A 16,904-nucleotide genomic window follows, 5' to 3' on the forward strand; every position below is an offset into this window, starting at 1 on the left:
CGCATGGAGTTCCGGCAGTCGAGCAAGCTCAGCGAGGTCTGCTACGAGATCCGCGGGCCGGTGATCGAGCATGCGAACGCGTTGGAGGAGGCGGGCCACAGCGTCCTGCGCCTCAACACCGGAAACCCCGCCCTCTTCGGCTTCGAGGCCCCGGAGGAGATCGTCCAGGACATGATCCGGATGCTCCCGCAGGCCCACGGTTACACCGACTCCCGGGGCATCCTTTCGGCGCGGCGCGCCGTGGCCCAGCGCTACCAGTCGCTCGGGCTCACCGAGGTCTCCGTCGACGACGTCTTCCTGGGCAACGGCGTCTCGGAGCTCGTCTCCATGGCGGTACAGGCCCTGCTGGAGGACGGCGACGAAGTCCTCATCCCGGCACCGGACTTCCCACTCTGGACCGCCGTCACCACCCTCTCCGGCGGAAAGCCGGTCCACTATCTGTGCGACGAGTCCGCCGACTGGTACCCGGACCTCGACGACATGGCTTCGAAGATCACCGATCGGACCAGGGCCGTCGTGATCATCAACCCCAACAATCCCACCGGTGCCGTGTATCCGCCCGAGATCCTCGAGGGCATCCTGAATCTGGCGCGCCGGCACCAGTTGATGGTGTTCGCCGACGAGATCTACGACCAGATCGTGTACGACGACGCCGTCCACCACAGCACGGCCGCCCTCGCCCCGGACCTGGTCGTCCTCACCTTCAGCGGGCTGTCGAAGACGTATCGCGTGGCCGGTTTCCGCTCCGGCTGGCTGGTCGTCACCGGGCCCAAGCAGCACGCGCGCAGCTACCTGGAGGGGCTCACGATGCTCGCCTCCATGCGGCTGTGCGCCAACGCGCCGGCGCAGTACGCCATCCAGGCCGCGCTCGGCGGACGCCAGTCGATCCGCGAGCTCACGGCACCGGGCGGGCGGCTGCACGAACAGCGCGACCGCGCGTGGGAGCGGCTCAACGAGATCCCGGGGGTCTCGTGCGTGAAGCCGAAGGGCGCGCTGTACGCGTTCCCGCGACTGGACCCCACGGTGCACCCGGTCCACGACGACGAGAAGTTCGTCCTCGATCTGCTGCTGCGGGAGAAGATCCAGGTAGTCCAGGGCACCGGCTTCAACTGGCCGCGCCCGGACCACTTCCGGATCCTGACCCTTCCGTACGCGGACGACCTGGACGCCGCCATCAGCCGGATCGGGCGCTTCCTGAGCGGCTACCGCCAGTAGGCCGCCGGGGGCGGAAACCGAAACCGGAACCGGAAGAGGGAGCAGGAGCGGGCCCGGAGGCACAGCCGCAAGAGGAAGCGGGCCCGGGGGTAGCCGCAAGCGGGAGCGGGCCCGGGGGCGTAGCCGGCCCCCGAGCCCTGTTGATGCCACTCACATCACACGCCGGCACGCTTGAGGGTCCGGGTCAGTCTCATTGCGTCGCGTCCTGCCTTTGGACCACCGCGGATCGAGCTCCGCGGGCCGGACTTGAACCGGCAATTCGACGCACCAGGGCCCGGGCCCGGTCGATCCGGCGATGAGCGGCGAATGCTGAGTCTGGAGCGAGAGTCTGAGATTCATCGCGGCCGGTCTCCTGCCCGCCACGTCGTTCACGACAAGCTTCAGCTTCAGCTTTGCGCTCCTCGCGCACCCCGGCCATGTGCTCTTCGGCCGGGGAGTCTGTGGTGCGGCTACCCGAAGAGGTAGCCGAACACGGCGTCGCCGACCCGCTGGTCGGTGACCTCCGCGCCGTTCGCCTCCTCGCGGGCGAACTTCACGGCCTGCTGGAGCTTCTCCACCCGGTCCAGCAGCTCGTTCACCCGCCGGGCAGGCAGCGCACCCGAGAACTTCACCGTCGTCCAGTACCCGACGGGTATGTCCTCGTAGTACACCTCCACCTGCGCCGGGTGCTTCTCGGTGGCCTCGGCCTTCACGTGGTTGCGGGGCACCTTCTTCGTGCGGACCGTCTTGACCGGCTCGGTCTTCCAGGAGTCCGTCGACGGGTCCTGCGACCACGACTCGGCGGCGTCCAGCACGGGCAGCTTGCGCACGAAGGTGTTGAGGTCCGTCAGCTGCTTCTCCAGGAAGAGGAGATACGCGACGGGTACATCGGCCACGAGCACGCGCCCGTCGACAGTGATGTCGGCGCGGGCCGTGCAGTTCGCCCAGTCCTTCGTGGCGGTCACGTCGAACAGCCGGGTCAGCGTCTTCGCGGTGTCGCGCAGCACGTCCTCGGCCTTGACCTGGACCAGCGTGGACTCGGGCGGGAGCTGCTCGCCCTCTTCGTCCTTGGGCTGGTACGTCCGCGCGATACCGGCCAGCAGCGCGGGCTTCTGCAGGCCGTGATGGGCCGCCGTGAGGTCCTGATGCGCCTTGGACTTGACGCCCTTCTCGACCGCGATGATCTGATTGAGTTTCGCCACGTCCAGGAAAGTAGCAAGACCAACACCCACTCCTCGAACGAATATTGGACGTACGCGCAGAAGAAGGCCGCGGATGTGTGAGGGGGTTCGAGATGGCGGATCCGCTGGTGGTGGTCGAGCCGCTGAAGGCGCGGCACTGTGCCGAGTGCCGGCAGGGGCCGCTGGAGCGCATGGTCCTGGAGTTCCATGCACCACGCTGCCTGGACTGCGCGGATCTCGGACATCTCGTCTTCCTGCCGCGGGGGAACGCGGCGCTGACCCGGCGGGCCCGCGAGGCGAGTTCCCTCTGGACCGTCGTCGTCCGGCACAACAAGCGTCGTACGCGGTACGAGCGCCAGGGCCTCCTCGTCGAGGAGGCCGCCCTCGCCCGGGCGGAGGCGGCGTGCCTAGCCGACGCGGACCTACGGGCCCGTCGCCGGGAGCGCGACGCGGCCCGGCGGGCGGTGGAGGACCTGCGCTTCGCGGGCGCGCTCACCGCGGAGATCCTGCGGCTCTTCCCTGCCTGCCCGCTCGACCGGGCGCTGGACATCGCGGCGCACACGTCGGTGCGCGGCAGCGGACGGGTGGGCCGCACCGCGGCGGGCCGGGCACTGGACGAGGGGGCGGTGACGGCGGCGGTGCGTGCGTCCGTACGCCATCTGGACACGCCGTACGACGCACTGCTGATGCAGGGGGTGCCCCGTCATGAGGCCCGGGAACGCGTGGCGCCGGCAATCGCGGCGGTGCTGGCCGTGTGGCGCGGCTGAAGCGGCACAGGGCGGCAGCGGCAGGTGCGTCACCGGGTGACGGCGCCAGGGCCTCACCGAACGGCGGTCACCGAGGCGCGCGTTCCGCGCGGCGGCCCCGCCGGGGCGGACGAGAGGGGCACCGGTTGTCGGAACCGGGCCCCTCTTTCCCTGCCGTCCGGATGCTTCATCCGCCGGTACTAGGCGTCGTCGGAGGCGGCGCGGGAGCGGCGGTAGAGGATCGCGCCGCCGAGGATCAGGGCTGCGGCGGCCGGGACGGCGAGGCCGACGCCGGTCGGGGCACCGGTCTCGGCGAGGTGGCCGGAGCCCGGCTGGGGCTGAACCGGCGCTGCGGGACGCGGCTTCGGCGGGGTCACCGGCTTCGGCGCCGGCTTCCCGGGCGAGTTCGAGGACGAGTTTCCGGTGGACGCATTGCCGATGCCGACGACGTTGACGGAGTTGCCGGTGACGTTCACGGGCACATCGACGGGAAGCTGGATCGTGTTGCCGGAGATCGCCCCGGGAGAATCCTTTCCGCCTCCCTTGGCGACGGCACCGCCCCCACTGTGGCCGCCCTTGCCCGCTCCTTCGTTCTCGCAGCTGTTGCCGGCCGCCGGATTCAGCAGACCGATCACATTCACGGTGTTGCCGCACACATTCACCGGGACATGCACCGGGACCTGAATCGTGTTCCCGGAGATCAGGCCCGGTGACCCGGCGGCGCTTCCGTGCGCACCCGAGTCGGCGTGGGCGGCCCCGGCAGCGGCAAGGGCGCCGCCCGTGACCATCGCTGCGACCAGACCTGTTCGGCGAATCTGCCTCATGGGTTCCTGCCTTCCGGAGGATGAACTCGGGTACTCACCCGCACCGGAAATAACGCGATTACGCCAATCAGGTTATGGCCGACAATCCTTTCACCCGATCGAGCGGATAACTTATCGAACTGCTCCTCATCGACCGGGTGTTCACATTGCTGTCCTCAGCGCGTTCCGCCGCCGGGCCCGGCGGCCTGCCCGGCGGCGCACTCCTGAATGCGGCGCGAGCGCGGTGAGCGTCATGCTCTCCCACACGTCGAGCGTGTTGTTGGACGCGGCCCCGTCCGTGGCCAGGCCGGCCGGGATGCCGGTCGAGCGCAACGCCCTGATGGGCGTCGTGTCCCAGCCGAACTTGAGGTAGCCCTTGGGCGCGGTCGCGATCCCGATCCGGCCGGTGCCCCGCTGGAGCACCGGAAGGTCCCGCTCGACAATGCCGGTGCCGTGCGCGATGAGGACGTCCACGTCCAGCAGGCCGGCGCGGTGGAGGATCTCGACGGGCGTGCGGCCGTACCGCTCGAGACTGCTGTCGGTCTGCGCCCGGTTCTCCGACGCGTGGACGTGGACGGGCAGCCCGTGCTCGCGTGCCGGCTCGGCCGTGGCCGCCAGGTCCGCGTCCTCCACGGTGTACGGGGCGTGGGGCGCCAGTGAGGTGGTGATGCGGCCCCCGGCGCCGCCCGCCGTGCGCAGCGCGAAGTCGAGGGAACCTTCCCGGCCTTCGGGTCCCTGGCTGGAGAAGTACGCCCAGCCGAGGTTGGCCCGCAGCCCGCTCCGTACGACCGCGGCGGCGACCCGACCACGGTCCCGTGCTGGACTCCTCCGCTGACGGTGTTGTGCACCTCGGTGGTCTGCTGCGGTGCCGGAAGCTCGGGCGCCGGCTCGTCGAGGAGCACACGGAGCTCGGCCGCCCCCTCGGGGTCCGCTCGCAGGGTGCGACGCAGTCGGCCTCGCCATTCGGCGGCGATATCGGCCGCTGCCCGCTCCTCGGCTCCCTCCCCCACGAGTTCGGCGTGGGCGATGTCGAGGTCCGTCGCGACGCTCTCCTCGTCGGCGCCCCCGTGCCGGGCGAAGAACGCGGCCGGCCGCTCCTTGGCGCGCCTCCAGCCGTCCGTCGCCATCTGCTGGACGAGCGCGGTCGCCCGGCTGTCGCCAGTGCCACCAACTCCGCTTCCATCAGGCTCCCTTGAGCAGGTCACCGGGCGTCGACACGAGCTGTCCGAGCCTACCCGTCAGCGGCCGAGCAGGGCAGCGAGCGCTCCGACGGGGTCGGCGTCGGGCGTGCCCCGGGGCCACCAGTCGTCGCGGCCGGGGTCCGACTCGTAGCCGTACCACAAGCCGTCACGGCCCAGACGCAGTTGCAGCGAGGGGGTGGAGAGGCGGTTGTGCGAGGGGCGGAAGTCCGGGAAGTCGGCCGCGGCCAGCGCGGGGCGGGCCCGGTCGAAGGGGCCGGCGGGCGGGTCCCACTCCTCCTCCAGGACCGCCAGGCCCGCGAGGCCGCCCTGCCGCCAGGCCGCGACGGCGCGGGCCAGGTCCGTCGGGGTGCGGTCGGTGGCGCGGGCCAGCGCCGTGTACAGCGCGCGGGTGGAGGCGGTCAGTCCGGAGCCCGGGTGGGCGGCGGCCAGCCGGACCGCGTCCTGCCACGGGGTGAGGCCCGCGACGGGGTCCCGGCCGGTCTGCAGGGTGGTGCGGGCACGGGCGGCGGCCTCGGTGGCGAGCAGGTCGAGGGCGAGCGGATCCGGGGCACCGGGGGACTGCGGGTACACCGGCGGGCGGCCGGGGTGCGGTGGTAGGGGCAGCGGCGGCGGGAGCGGTGGCCGCGTGCGCGCTGCGAGGACGTCGCGGGCGGGGACGGTCGGGAGGGCGGGAGGGGAGCCGGGCGTGCCGGGCTCCTCCGCGGCGGCCCGCTCCGCCGCCGACCGGGTGGCGTTGCGCCGGGTGAGTTCGGCGAGGATCTCCTGCTCTCCGCGGCCGCGCATGAGGAACAGCACGAACGGGTCCTCGTCGAGGATCCGCGCCGTCTGGTAGCAGAGTGCGGCCGCGTGCTTGCAGGGGTAGCCATCGTCGGGGCAGGAGCAGTCGGGGATCAGATCGCCGGGAGCGGGCAGCAGGTCGGCGGCGCTCGCGAGCGCGTGGGGCACGTCCTTGTCGAGCAGGGCGGCGATGTGGTCGGGGCGGGCGGCGGCGGTGTCGAGGAGCCGCTCCCAGTCGTCGTCGCCGAGGGTCCGCAGCCGGATGTCCGTGCGGTACGGGCGCGCGCGGGACCCGTGCACGTACGCCGTGACCCGGCCGGGCGTGACGGTGATCGCGTCGACCTGGCCGCGCCCGGCGTACGCGCGGCCGCGAGCCAGTCGGGCCGGGTCGAGCGCCGTGTCCTCCAGCGCGTCCACCCAGGCGTTGCCCCACCAGGATGCGGCGAACGACTCGTCGCCGGACCGGGGTGCGAGCGCCGGGAACGTGCGCCGGCGGTCGTCCGGCCTGCGCGGCGCGTCCCGGCGCGGCCGCCCGGACCCGGGGCGGTGGACTGTCACGACAGCCTCCTCATGACGGCCTCCGCAGCGAGACGAGATCGGCCAGCTCCCGATCGGTGAGCTCGGTCAGCGCCGCCTGCCCCGAACCGAGCACCGCGTCGGCCAGTGCCCGCTTGGAGAGCAGCATCTCCGCGATGCGGTCCTCGACCGTGCCCTCGGCGATGAGGCGGTGGACCTGCACCGGCTGGGTCTGGCCGATGCGATAGGCCCGGTCGGTGGCCTGGTCCTCCACGGCGGGGTTCCACCAGCGGTCGTAGTGGACGACGTGGCCGGCGCGGGTCAGGTTCAGCCCGGTGCCCGCGGCCTTGAGGGAGAGGATGAACACCGGGATCTCACCGGACTGGAAGCGGTCCACCATCCGCTCCCGCTCCGGCACCGGGGTGGACCCGTGGAGCAGCTGGGACGGAATCGCCCGGGCCTCGAGGTGGCCGGCGATGAGGCGCGCCATCGACACGTACTGCGTGAAGACCAGCACCGCGCCGTCCTCGGCGAGGATCGTGTCGAGCAACTCGTCGAGCAGGGCGAGCTTGCCGGAGCGGGCTGCGAGGCGGGCCGCGTCCTCCTTCAGATACTGCGCGGGGTGGTTGCAGATCTGCTTGAGCGATGTCAGCAGTTTCATGATGAGGCCGCGGCGCGCGATGCCCTCGGCGCTCTCGATCTGCGCCATGGTCTCGCGCACGACCGCCTCGTACAGCGAAGCCTGCTCGCGGGTGAGCGGGACGGGGTGGTCGGACTCCGTCTTGGGCGGCAGCTCCGGCACGATGCCGGGGTCGGACTTCTTGCGGCGCAGAAGAAAGGGGCGCACGAGTCGGGAGAGCCGCTCGACCGCCGCCTCGTTCTCCACGTGCTCGCTGTTCTCGACGGCGCGGGCGTGACGGGCCCGGAAGGACTTGAGCGGACCGAGGAGTCCGGGGGTGGTCCAGTCGAGGAGGGACCACAGCTCGGACAGGTTGTTCTCCACGGGTGTGCCGGTCAGGGCGACGCGTGCAGGGGCAGGGATGGTGCGCAGCGCCTTGGCGGTCGCGGAGAAGGGGTTCTTGACGTGCTGGGCCTCGTCCGCAACGACCATGCCCCAGTCCCGAGCGGCCAGTTCTCCGGCGCTCGTGCGCATCGTGCCGTACGTGGTGAGGACGAAGCCGGGGCGCTCGCCGGGCACGTGGACCCCGTCGAGGGAACGCTCGGCGCCGTGGAAGCGGCGCACGGGCACGCCCGGCGCGAACCGGGTGATCTCCCGCTGCCAGTTGCCGAGCAGCGAGGCCGGGCACACGACCAGGGTGGGCGCACCGCCCGTGCGGTGCTCCGCGCCGGCCTGCACCGCCAGGTCATCGGCCCGGCCTCCGGACGCCTCCTCGGCCCCGGGTCCGCCGGCGCCCCCGGCCTCCGCCTCGGCCGGAGGCCCGCCCGCACTCCCCGACGCCTCCTCGGCCCCAGGCCCGCCGGCGCCCCCGGACCGCTGCTCCGCCCGGCGTCGCTCGGCGCGCTCCTCGCGGTGCAGATGGAGCGCGATGACCGTGACCGTCTTGCCGAGGCCCATGTCGTCGGCGAGGCAGCCGCCGAGACCGAGCGAGGTCATCAGGTCCAGCCAGGCGAGACCGCGGAGCTGGTAGTCGCGCAGGGTGGCGTCGAGTCCGGCCGGCTGGGCGAGGACCGCCGGGCCCTCGGTCAGCCGGTCGCGCAGCGCGGCCAGCGCACCTTCCGGGACGGCCTCGACCGATTCGCCATCCACCTCGGCGGTGCCGGTGAGCGCCACGGCCAGCGCGTCCACAGGCTCCAGGAGACCCAGCTCCCGTTTGCGCGCCTTGCGGACGAGATCGGGGTCGACCACGACCCACTGGTCGCGCAGCCGGACGATCGGGCGGTGTGCCTCGGCCAGTGCGTCCATCTCGCGCTCGGTGAGGGGATCCCCGTCCAGCGCCAACTGCCAGTTGAACCTCAGGAGCTGCTCGCTGTCGAAGAACGGCGTGCCGTCCGTGGCGGAGCCGGGCGCGGGCGCGCGGACGACAGCGGCCGCGCTGAGCGTCCTTGCCAGCTCCCTGGGCCAGTGCACGGCCACGCCCGCAGCGCCGAGCCGGGCGGCGGCCTCGCCCAGCAGCTCGTACAGCTCGTCCTCGGTGAGCGGCAGCACGTCGGGGACCTCGCGCTCCAGCAGCCCTCCGAGCGGGGGCCAGACCCGGGCGGCCCGGCGCAGCGCGAGCACGGCGTCGATACGGGCCCGCGGCCCGAAGTGCTCCTCGCCCTCGCCCGCCCAGAGCCGGGCCGCGTCCAGGACGAGGGTCGGGTCGGCGAGGCTGTGCACCTGCACGAGCGCGGCGCCCGCGTGCCGCTCGGCCCCGCCGTCCTCGGCGATGTCGAACAGCTCGTACGCCGACAGATCGAGGCGCAGCGAGATCCGGACCCCCGCGTCCATGCCGGCCGCGGCCTCCGCGGCCCAGTCACGAGCCCCCGGCAGATGCTGCGGCGCCTTCGCGGCGAACGGGCGGCCCGCCGCGTGCTCGGCCGCGGGCGTGCGGGGCAGGGTGTCCGCGACCGCGTCCAGGAACGACCTGATCAGCGCCTCGGGCTCGGGCAGCCGGAGGGGGCGCGGGCCGGGCAGCGGGGTGGCATGCGCCTCGTACGGCATGGCGGCGGCGATGGCGCGCAGATGGGCGATGTCGTCGGCGTCCAGCGGGCCTGCCCGCCAGGCGTCGTGGTCGTCGGGGGTCAGCCCCGGCAGGAGCCTGCCGCGCGCGGCGAGGTGCAGGGCGTGCAGGGCCGCAGCGCCCCAGCAGACCGTGGCGGGATGCGCCGCGGCGTCGTGCCGGGCGCGCACGAGGAGCGGCACGGCATCGGCGACCGGGAGCAGCACGGCGCGCACGGTGCGACTGCGGACGCCGCGGTCGTGCGGCCGCACGACCGTCAGCTCACCGAACTCGACACCCTCACCGAACTCGACGGTCTCGCCGGTCTCGGCTCCCCCGCCGACCGCCCCGCCAGGCGCGACCGGAAGCGCGCCACCGTCCGGGCTCCAGAAGGCGACCCGCCCCTCCCGCGGCAGCGCGGCCGGGACGAACACGGCGGCACAGGTGTGCAGCATGCGCGGGGCACCTCCCCTCCCACTGGTCGGATCCTTGGAGTCACGACCATACGGGCGAGGTCTGACAATGCCCCTGGACCGGCCTTCGGCCTGCGCCTTTACCGTTCACTCGGTTCGTCGACGGGCTTGTGGACGTCCGCGCCGTGTCCGTCCACACCGTGAGCGTGCGCCTCGCGCTCCGGCGGCCTCCCCGAGGCGTCCGGCACTTCCGAGCCCGGCAGTGCCAGGCTCTCCGGACCCCTCAGCCCGTCCGGCCCTTCCAGTGCGGCCGGCCGTTGCTCGGCCGGTATGCCCGACGGCTCCTGCCCGGCAGGTGTCCCCGCCGGCCGCTGCCCGGCCGGTACGCCCGCCGGTCCGCCGGTTTCGCTCGATGCGCCGGGCCGCGGTGAGGCCTGCGGGGCGGCCTCCGCACCGGCCTGCGGGGAGACCTGCGAGCCCCGCTCCAGGAAGCGCAGCAGCTCCACCGGGATGGGCAGCACCAGCGTGGAGTTCTTCTCAGCGGCCACGGCCATCACCGTCTGCAGCAGCCTCAGCTGCAGCGCCGACGGCGCGTCGGCCATCTGGTGGGCCGCCTCGGCCAGCTTCTTCGACGCCTGGAGTTCCGCGTCGGCGTTGATGACCCGGGCCCGGCGCTCCCGGTCCGCCTCGGCCTGCCGTGCCATCGAGCGCTTCATCGTCTCGGGCAGCGACACATCCTTGATCTCCACCCGGTCGACGCTGACTCCCCACCCGAGGGCCGGGCTGTCGAGCATCAGCTCCAGGCCCTGGTTGAGCTTCTCCCGGTTGGAGAGCAGGTCGTCGAGCTCGCTCTTGCCGATGATCGACCGGAGCGAGGTCTGCGCCATCTGGGAGACGGCGAAGCGGTAGTCCTCGACCCTGATGATCGCGTCGGCCGCGTCCACCACCTTGAAGTACACGACGGCGTCCACCCGCACCGTGACGTTGTCGCGCGTGATGCCCTCCTGGGCGGGGACCGGCATCGTCACGATCTGCATGTTCACCTTGTGCATCTTGTCGACGAGCGGAATGATCATGGTGAATCCCGGCTCACGCACCTTGTTGCTCAGCCGCCCGAGGCGGAGCACCACGCCTCGCTCGTACTGCTTGACGACCCTCGCCGCGGCCAGCCCGTAGACCAGGCAGGCGGATCCCGCCGCCAAGCCCGCCGCCACCAGCTCTTCGACCATCACGGCACCCCCTGCCGTCCATGCGTTCGGGAGGTTCGGTCTGTGACTCAACGGTATTCCCGTCGTGACGCCCGGTCGAGCGCCCGGGATCCCCTGTGCGGCTGCACCTGGGGTGCCGCTCCGCCGTATGTCCGGCAGGGTGGCGAGCACGAGTCCTGAACCACCGACGACGGACGACACACACGACAGACGAGGACCAGCCATGTCCGATCTCCGGCGTCCCGGCATCGCCGCCGGGGCAGTGCTCCTGACCGTCGCCGTCGCGGGCTGTTCCGGTCTCGGCCGGACCGCGGTGGGGACCGTCACCTACGAGACCGAGGGCAAGCGGGTCGTCACTGTGTCGAACCCCGGGGTGAACGGCTGTCACCGGCTCGCACCGCCCGGTGCCCACAGGGTCGAGAACGCGACACTGGTCGACATGATCATGTACACGACGCCGGACTGCAAGGGCGCCCAGTCGGCATACATCCCGACGACGCTGTTCGACAACATCGCCCCCGACTCACCGCCGTGGCGCAGCTACACCTTCGTGCACTGAGGCCGGGACCGGACCGAGCCCGCGTCCGAACCCGAGCAGACTTCGGCCCCGGCCGGGACGACCGGCCGGGGCCAGGAGTTGCACGTGCCGTGCTGCGCGTCAAAGGCGCTCTCTGACCACGGCGAAGAGCTCGGCGGTGCGGTTGCGCCGGGTCCAGGCGATGACGGCGAGCGGGATCGCCACCAGCACCGGCGTGATCGCGTACTGCCCGTCGAAGACCGTCATCTGGGTGATGAACGCACCGGCCATCAGGCCGATCAGGGCCAGCGCCGACAGACCGGACAGGATCGGGATCACCAGCGCCACGGCACCGGCCAGCTCGAGCACCCCGACCAGGTACATGAACCAGTCACCGAAGCCGATCTTGTCGAAGGACTCCGCGGCCGAGGCGTGTCCGATGAGCTTCGGCAGCGCACTCGGGATCGCGAGGAACAGCGCGAGAACGATCTGCAGCGTGCGCACGGCGAGGTCCGAGCCCCGGCTCAGCGGCCTGGCGGTCGTGCGGGTGGTCGTACCCGTGGTGGCAGTGGCGGTGGTGGGGTCGGTGGCGGACATCGCGGTCTCCTCCGTATGAGCGTGACGGGCGATCCGTAGCGCTTTCACGGAGTCAGACCGGGCCCGCGGCCGGAACTCATCGCACTCTCACGCGTGCGGACAGCGAATCCGCTCGGCGCGGCGTACGGGGATGCCGGGACGGGCAGGGCCGGGTGCGCACGCGCAGCGCGAAAGGGAGGCGGCTCCGCGGCCCGGGTCCCCGATTCCGGCCCGTCGACGCGACTGTGCGGCGGAAATCGGGTGCATGCTGGACAGGAAGAGGCGATGGCCATGCGCACTGGGAGTGAACCGGCAACCGCACGCAGTCCTCTCCGGCTGCGGTTCTGGCTGAGTGTATGGGGCCTGCTGTGGGCGGTCGCGGGCACGGCCGTGTTCGCGCTCGCGGAGAGGCCGGGCTGGGCGATCGCCTGCGCGGTGCTGTGCCTGATCGTTTCGGCGGATCTGATGGTGGTGGTGCACCGGCTCCAGCAGGGGCCGCACTACCAGCCCGGTCCCGACATCCCGCCGTACGAACCGGATCACGGCGACAACAGGCCCCATCGCCAGCCCGGACCACCACCGGGCCCGGGTGCGAGGCCTGGAGGCACGAGGCCCTGAGGCGAGAGGTCTCAGGACTCGAACCGGGCCGCCTCCAGGTATTCCGGCTTCGGGTCGAGCGCCGCCGCCAGCCGGAAGTGCCGCAGCGCCTGGTCCGGGCGGCCGGACCGCTGGAAGGTGCGGGCCAGCGCGAAGTGGGCGAACGCGTTGTCCGGCTCACGGTCCACGATGTGCTGGAATTCGCGCTCTGCCGCGCGCAGTTGGGCGGCCGCGAAGTAGGCGCGCGCCCTCAGCAGTCGGGCCGCGCCGCTCTCCGGATGAGCGGCGATGACCGAGTCGAGCAGCTTGATGGCGCCGCGCGGGTCCCTGGCGGCGAGCAACTGCTCGGCCGCGCGGAAATCGATGACGTGGGTCTCCGGGTTCGTCTCGGGCACGCTGCCATCCTTCCCCTCGCTCGCGCGATTCAACATCCCTCACGGCAGGGCTATTCCGATTGTCGGAGCGCGGTGACTGCGAGTGTCAGCCCGATGAGCACCATCAGCGCACCGGCCACCACGAAACCCCGGTCGACGCGGCGGCGCTCGTGGCCGAGCAGGAGGACCTCTCGCGGGTCCTCGGGGTTGTACGAGATCCGCACGGTCGAACCCGGTGTCAGCGCCCGGCCGCGACCCGGCGGCACGGGCGCGGGCAGCTCCATGACGCGGCCGTCCTCGGTCTCGTACTGGAGGAGCGGCCGGTCCGCGCCCGGGGCGGCGGGCTTGACGAAGGCGACGGCGACACGGCCCGTCGCGGCGATCCGGCGGGTCCGGTCCAGCCCGTACGCGCCCGCGAGCAGTGCGACGAACCCACCGAGCAGGGTGAAACCCGCGAAGACGATCCGCACCGAATCCATGGCGGGAGCCATGATGGCGCACTTCCGCCAACGTTGCCTCTCGAACACCGGAATCGTACGGACTCCTGACGCCGGCCCCTAGCTGCTCGCGCGCTCGGTCAGGACCGCCCACACCTTGCGGACCTGCGGCTCCAGGGCCTCCAGCGGGCCGTCGTTGTCGATGACGATGTCGGCGACGGCGCGCCGCTCCTCGCGGGTGGCCTGCGCGGCCATGCGCGCCCGCGCGTCGGGCTCGCTCATTCCGCGCAGGCGTACGAGCCGGTCCAGCTGGGTCTCGGGAGCCGCGTCCACGACCACGATCAGGTCGTACAGCGGGGCGAGCCGGTTCTCGGCCAGGAGCGGCACGTCATGGATGACCACCGTGTCCTCGCCGGCCGCCGCCTCGAGCTCGGCCGACCTGGCCCCGACCAGCGGATGGACGATCGCATTGAGCTCCGCCCTGCGGTCGGCGTCGGCGAACACGATCGAGCCGAGCTTCGGCCGGTCGAGGGTGCCGTCGGCAGCGAGGACCCCGGGCCCGAAGGCCTCGACAACGGCCGCGAGCCCGGGGGTCCCGGGTTCGACGACCTCTCGTGCGATCTTGTCGGCGTCGATCAGCACCGCCCCGTACGACACGAAGAGCCGCGACACTTCACTCTTGCCGGCACCGATTCCACCGGTCAGGCCCACCTTCAGCATGAGCGGAAGCTTAGGGGCCGGGTGCCGGTGGCTAGGCGTCGCCCTCCCGCTCCGCCAGGAATCGCTCGAACTCACGCCCGATCTCGTCCGCGGAGGGCAGGTCCACCGGTTCGGCGACCAGGCTGCCGCGCGTCTCGGCACCGGCCACCGCGTCGTACTGGTGCTCGAGTCCCTGCACCAGGGCCACGAGCTCCTCGTCGCCCTCGCCGATCTGCCGGTCGATCTCGGTCTGTGTGCGCTGGGCCTGGGCGCGCAGGGTGTGCGCGACGCCGGGCAGGACGAGACCCGTCGCGGCCGTGATCGCCTCGAGGGCGGTGAGCGCCGCGTCGGGGTAGGCGGAACGGGCGACGTAGTGCGGCACGTGCGCGGCGACGCCGAGAACGTCGTGGTCCGACTGCATCAGCCGGTACTCGACGAGCGACTCCGCGCTGCCCGGCACCTGGGCCTCGTCGAAGAGGCTGCGGCGGCCCGGCATGAGGTCGGTGCGGTTGCCGTGCGGGGTGATGCCGACCGGGCGGGTGTGCGGGACGCCCATGGGGATGCCCTGGAAGTTCACGGAGAGGCGTACGCCGAGACGTTCGACGATCTGCCGGACGGCGGCCGCGAAGCGCTCCCACTCGACGTCGGGCTCGGGGCCGGAGAGCAGCAGGAAGGGCGCTCCCGTGGCGTCCTGGACGAGCCTGACTTCCAGCGTCGGGGTCTCGTAGTCCGTCCAGCGGCCGCGCCGGAAGGTCAGGAGCGGGCGGCGCGCACGGTAGTCCACGAGCCTGTCGTGGTCGAAGCGGGCGACCACCTGGTGCGGAAGCGAGTCCAGCAGCGCCTCGACGATCTGCTCACCGGTCTCCCCCGCGTCGATGTATCCGTCGAAGTGGTAGAGCATGACCAGTCCGGCCGACTCCTGCGCGAGTGCCATGTCGACGACGGCCAGGCCCTTCGGCTCCCACTCGTACAAACCCTGTGGATCAAGCACGATTACCGCTCCTCCTCGTGTCCATAGGATGGAACGCCGTTCGCGGGACGGGCATTCCCTTCCGGAGTTCCCTTCCTCGAGGGCGCCGGACCCTCAACTGGGCCCGACCGCGGCCGGATTGCTCCGGACGTCCTGCGCACCGCCCCTCGGACACGGCCGAGGCCCGCTCCCCGATGGGGAGCGGGCCTCGGCTGTCAACTACGGACTAGCGGTGAGCGGTGATCAGCTCTGGCCGCCGGCCAGCTTCTCGCGGAGCGCGGCGAGGGCCTCGTCCGACGCCAGGGCGCCGGAGCTGTCGTCCGACTCCGAGGAGTACGAACCGCCCTGCGGCGCGGCGGCCGGAGCGGCGGCGCCACCCTCGGCAGCGGCGGCCTCGTCGGCCTCGCGGGACTTGATGACCTGCGCCTGGTGCTGCTCGAAGCGCTGCTGCGCCTCGGCGTACTGGCGCTCCCACTCCTCGCGCTGCTTCTCGAAGCCGTCGAGCCAGTCGTTGGTCTCCGGGTCGAAGCCCTCGGGGTAGATGTAGTTGCCCTGGTCGTCGTACGACGCGGCCATGCCGTACAGGGTCGGGTCGAACTCGACCGACGCCGGGTCGGCACCGAAGGACTCGTTGGCCTGCTTGAGGGACAGCGAGATCCGGCGACGCTCGAGGTCGATGTCGATGACCTTGACGAAGATCTCGTCGTTGACCTGGACGACCTGCTCCGGGATCTCCACGTGGCGCTCGGCCAGCTCGGAGATGTGGACCAGACCCTCGATGCCCTCGTCCACGCGGACGAACGCACCGAACGGAACCAGCTTCGTGACCTTGCCGGGGACGACCTGGCCGATCTGGTGCGTGCGGGCGAACTGCTGCCACGGGTCTTCCTGCGTCGCCTTCAGCGACAGGGAGACACGCTCGCGGTCCATGTCGACGTCGAGGACCTCGACGGTGACCTCCTGGCCGACCTCGACAACCTCGGACGGGTGGTCGATGTGCTTCCAGGACAGCTCGGAGACGTGGACGAGACCGTCGACGCCACCCAGGTCCACGAAGGCACCGAAGTTGACGATCGAGGAGACGACGCCGGAGCGGACCTGACCCTTCTGCAGGGTGGTGAGGAACGTCTGGCGAACCTCGGACTGGGTCTGCTCGAGCCAGGCGCGGCGGGACAGGACCACGTTGTTGCGGTTCTTGTCCAGCTCGATGATCTTCGCCTCGAGCTCCTTGCCCACGTAGGGCTGGAGGTCGCGGACACGGCGCATCTCGACGAGAGATGCCGGCAGGAAGCCACGGAGGCCGATGTCGAGGATGAGACCACCCTTGACAACCTCGATGACGGTGCCGGTGACGATGCCGTCCTCTTCCTTGATCTTCTCGATGGTGCCCCAGGCACGCTCGTACTGAGCGCGCTTCTTCGAGAGGATCAGGCGGCCTTCCTTGTCCTCCTTCTGGAGAACCAGGGCCTCGATCTCGTCGCCGACCTTGACGACCTCGTTCGGGTCGACGTCGTGCTTGATCGAGAGCTCGCGGCTCGGGATGACACCTTCGGTCTTGTAACCGATGTCGAGCAGGACCTCGTCCCGGTCGACCTTCACGATGACGCCGTCGACGATGTCGCCGTCGTTGAAGTACTTGATCGTCTCGTCGATCGCGGCGAGGAAGGCTTCCTCGTTACCGATGTCGTTGACCGCAACCTGCGGGGTGGTGGCGGTGGTCTCGGTGCTGCTCGTCATGTGGGAAAGGGCTCCGGTACGGACATTGAAGTCGTAGGTACTGCTACGCCGTGAGCCCGATATCGCAGCTGAAGAAGCCGGACAGCCAAGGAAGCGCCAACCGGACAGGTAAGGCGCCTCGACAACCGAGGGGACATACAACAGATGCGAGCGCGGCCTGCTCCGTCTGAGGCGCGCAAGCCCGCAGCGCAACCTTTAGCATAAGGGGACGGCAGGGCACGGTCAATGCGCGAAGGCCCCCACCCGGGGCGGAATGGCCCATACCAGGCACAACTAAGGTTTCCCGAGGCCACAATG

General features: G+C 71.5%; 16 protein-coding genes and 1 pseudogene. 5 read left to right on the forward strand and 12 right to left on the reverse strand.

What is annotated here, in order from left to right:
• Positions 1 to 3: 3 nt before the first annotated feature.
• Complete coding sequence (locus ABT078_RS08985; protein ID WP_351225409.1) at positions 4 to 1,215, forward strand: pyridoxal phosphate-dependent aminotransferase; 1,212 nt, start codon at positions 4 to 6, stop codon at positions 1,213 to 1,215.
• A gap of 449 nt (positions 1,216 to 1,664) precedes the next feature.
• Here ABT078_RS08985 and ABT078_RS08990 read toward each other — a convergent pair whose 3' ends face one another.
• Positions 1,665 to 2,396 carry a DUF7873 family protein gene (locus ABT078_RS08990; protein WP_351225411.1) on the reverse strand — a complete coding sequence of 244 codons (732 nt, stop codon included), beginning with the start codon at positions 2,394 to 2,396 and terminating at the stop codon, positions 1,665 to 1,667.
• A 92-nt stretch (positions 2,397 to 2,488) separates the two neighbouring features.
• Here ABT078_RS08990 and ABT078_RS08995 point away from each other — a divergent pair, with 92 nt between their 5' ends.
• The gene (locus tag ABT078_RS08995; protein WP_351225413.1) at positions 2,489 to 3,142 is read left to right on the forward strand and encodes a DUF2293 domain-containing protein; all 654 of its coding nucleotides are present in this window, start codon (positions 2,489 to 2,491) and stop codon (positions 3,140 to 3,142) included.
• Between the two features lie 179 nt (positions 3,143 to 3,321).
• Here the strand turns inward: ABT078_RS08995 and ABT078_RS09000 are convergent, their stop codons facing one another.
• Together ABT078_RS09000 and ABT078_RS09005 are read right to left on the reverse strand one after the other, a co-directional pair.
• Entirely contained in the window at positions 3,322 to 3,945 is a 624-nt protein-coding gene (locus ABT078_RS09000; protein ID WP_351225415.1) for a chaplin, read from the reverse strand.
• A gap of 147 nt (positions 3,946 to 4,092) precedes the next feature.
• Positions 4,093 to 4,725, reverse strand: a pseudogene (locus tag ABT078_RS09005) (amidohydrolase family protein); the annotation flags it as partial.
• A 14-nt stretch (positions 4,726 to 4,739) separates the two neighbouring features.
• Between ABT078_RS09005 and ABT078_RS09010 the strand changes: the two are divergent.
• Positions 4,740 to 5,120: a hypothetical protein gene (locus ABT078_RS09010; RefSeq protein WP_351225628.1), complete on the forward strand. Its 381-nt coding sequence runs from the start codon at positions 4,740 to 4,742 to the stop codon at positions 5,118 to 5,120.
• A 42-nt stretch (positions 5,121 to 5,162) separates the two neighbouring features.
• Here ABT078_RS09010 and ABT078_RS09015 read toward each other — a convergent pair whose 3' ends face one another.
• From ABT078_RS09015 to ABT078_RS09025, 3 genes are all read right to left on the reverse strand, one after another.
• On the reverse strand, positions 5,163 to 6,461 hold the full coding sequence (locus tag ABT078_RS09015) for an SWIM zinc finger family protein (RefSeq protein ID WP_351225417.1): 1,299 nt from the start codon (positions 6,459 to 6,461) through the stop codon (positions 5,163 to 5,165).
• 10 nt (positions 6,462 to 6,471) lie between these two features.
• Positions 6,472 to 9,534, reverse strand: coding sequence for a DEAD/DEAH box helicase (locus ABT078_RS09020; RefSeq protein ID WP_351225419.1), 3,063 nt, complete (start codon positions 9,532 to 9,534; stop codon positions 6,472 to 6,474).
• 98 nt (positions 9,535 to 9,632) lie between these two features.
• The gene (locus tag ABT078_RS09025) at positions 9,633 to 10,721 is read right to left on the reverse strand and encodes an SPFH domain-containing protein (RefSeq protein ID WP_351225612.1); all 1,089 of its coding nucleotides are present in this window, start codon (positions 10,719 to 10,721) and stop codon (positions 9,633 to 9,635) included.
• A 202-nt stretch (positions 10,722 to 10,923) separates the two neighbouring features.
• On the opposite strand from ABT078_RS09025, the gene ABT078_RS09030 reads away from it, so the two are divergent.
• Positions 10,924 to 11,259, forward strand: a complete 336-nt coding sequence (locus ABT078_RS09030; protein ID WP_351225421.1) for a hypothetical protein — start codon at positions 10,924 to 10,926, stop codon at positions 11,257 to 11,259.
• A 99-nt stretch (positions 11,260 to 11,358) separates the two neighbouring features.
• Here ABT078_RS09030 and ABT078_RS09035 read toward each other — a convergent pair whose 3' ends face one another.
• A complete protein-coding gene (locus ABT078_RS09035; protein WP_351225423.1) occupies positions 11,359 to 11,814 on the reverse strand; it encodes a DoxX family protein in 456 nt (151 codons plus the stop codon).
• Positions 11,815 to 12,084: 270 nt separating this feature from the next.
• On the opposite strand from ABT078_RS09035, the gene ABT078_RS09040 reads away from it, so the two are divergent.
• Positions 12,085 to 12,411 (forward strand): DUF6343 family protein, encoded by a 327-nt coding sequence (locus ABT078_RS09040; protein ID WP_351225614.1) that lies wholly within the window; start codon positions 12,085 to 12,087, stop codon positions 12,409 to 12,411.
• A gap of 11 nt (positions 12,412 to 12,422) precedes the next feature.
• Here the strand turns inward: ABT078_RS09040 and ABT078_RS09045 are convergent, their stop codons facing one another.
• The 5 genes from ABT078_RS09045 to rpsA all read right to left on the reverse strand — a co-directional run bounded on the left by ABT078_RS09045 (position 12,423) and on the right by rpsA (position 16,607).
• Positions 12,423 to 12,785 (reverse strand): tetratricopeptide repeat protein, encoded by a 363-nt coding sequence (locus ABT078_RS09045; RefSeq protein ID WP_351225425.1) that lies wholly within the window; start codon positions 12,783 to 12,785, stop codon positions 12,423 to 12,425.
• A gap of 50 nt (positions 12,786 to 12,835) precedes the next feature.
• Entirely contained in the window at positions 12,836 to 13,243 is a 408-nt protein-coding gene (locus ABT078_RS09050; RefSeq protein ID WP_351225427.1) for a DUF3592 domain-containing protein, read from the reverse strand.
• A gap of 78 nt (positions 13,244 to 13,321) precedes the next feature.
• Complete coding sequence (gene coaE / locus ABT078_RS09055) at positions 13,322 to 13,921, reverse strand: dephospho-CoA kinase (RefSeq protein ID WP_351225429.1); 600 nt, start codon at positions 13,919 to 13,921, stop codon at positions 13,322 to 13,324.
• 31 nt (positions 13,922 to 13,952) lie between these two features.
• The gene (locus ABT078_RS09060; RefSeq protein WP_351225431.1) at positions 13,953 to 14,891 is read right to left on the reverse strand and encodes a PAC2 family protein; all 939 of its coding nucleotides are present in this window, start codon (positions 14,889 to 14,891) and stop codon (positions 13,953 to 13,955) included.
• Positions 14,892 to 15,113: 222 nt separating this feature from the next.
• On the reverse strand, positions 15,114 to 16,607 hold the full coding sequence (gene rpsA / locus ABT078_RS09065; RefSeq protein WP_351225433.1) for a 30S ribosomal protein S1: 1,494 nt from the start codon (positions 16,605 to 16,607) through the stop codon (positions 15,114 to 15,116).
• Between the last annotated feature and the right edge of the window lie 297 nt (positions 16,608 to 16,904).

The organism is Streptomyces sp. NPDC002133, from assembly GCF_040296405.1.
Lineage (GTDB): Bacteria > Actinomycetota > Actinomycetes > Streptomycetales > Streptomycetaceae > Streptomyces.

What these genes read in the sequence shown, in the direction of transcription:
- ABT078_RS08985 (WP_351225409.1), top strand. Translation starts at nt 4, where the DNA reads ATGGAGTTCCGGCAGTCGAGCAAGCTCAGCGAGGTCTGCTACGAGATC.
- ABT078_RS08995 (WP_351225413.1), top strand. Translation starts at nt 2,489, where the DNA reads ATGGCGGATCCGCTGGTGGTGGTCGAGCCGCTGAAGGCGCGGCACTGT.
- ABT078_RS09000 (WP_351225415.1), bottom strand. Translation starts at nt 3,945, where the DNA reads ATGAGGCAGATTCGCCGAACAGGTCTGGTCGCAGCGATGGTCACGGGC.
- ABT078_RS09020 (WP_351225419.1), bottom strand. Translation starts at nt 9,534, where the DNA reads ATGCTGCACACCTGTGCCGCCGTGTTCGTCCCGGCCGCGCTGCCGCGG.
- ABT078_RS09025 (WP_351225612.1), bottom strand. Translation starts at nt 10,721, where the DNA reads ATGGTCGAAGAGCTGGTGGCGGCGGGCTTGGCGGCGGGATCCGCCTGC.
- ABT078_RS09030 (WP_351225421.1), top strand. Translation starts at nt 10,924, where the DNA reads ATGTCCGATCTCCGGCGTCCCGGCATCGCCGCCGGGGCAGTGCTCCTG.
- ABT078_RS09035 (WP_351225423.1), bottom strand. Translation starts at nt 11,814, where the DNA reads ATGTCCGCCACCGACCCCACCACCGCCACTGCCACCACGGGTACGACC.
- ABT078_RS09040 (WP_351225614.1), top strand. Translation starts at nt 12,085, where the DNA reads ATGCGCACTGGGAGTGAACCGGCAACCGCACGCAGTCCTCTCCGGCTG.
- ABT078_RS09050 (WP_351225427.1), bottom strand. Translation starts at nt 13,243, where the DNA reads ATGGATTCGGTGCGGATCGTCTTCGCGGGTTTCACCCTGCTCGGTGGG.
- coaE (WP_351225429.1), bottom strand. Translation starts at nt 13,921, where the DNA reads ATGCTGAAGGTGGGCCTGACCGGTGGAATCGGTGCCGGCAAGAGTGAA.
- rpsA (WP_351225433.1), bottom strand. Translation starts at nt 16,607, where the DNA reads ATGACGAGCAGCACCGAGACCACCGCCACCACCCCGCAGGTTGCGGTC.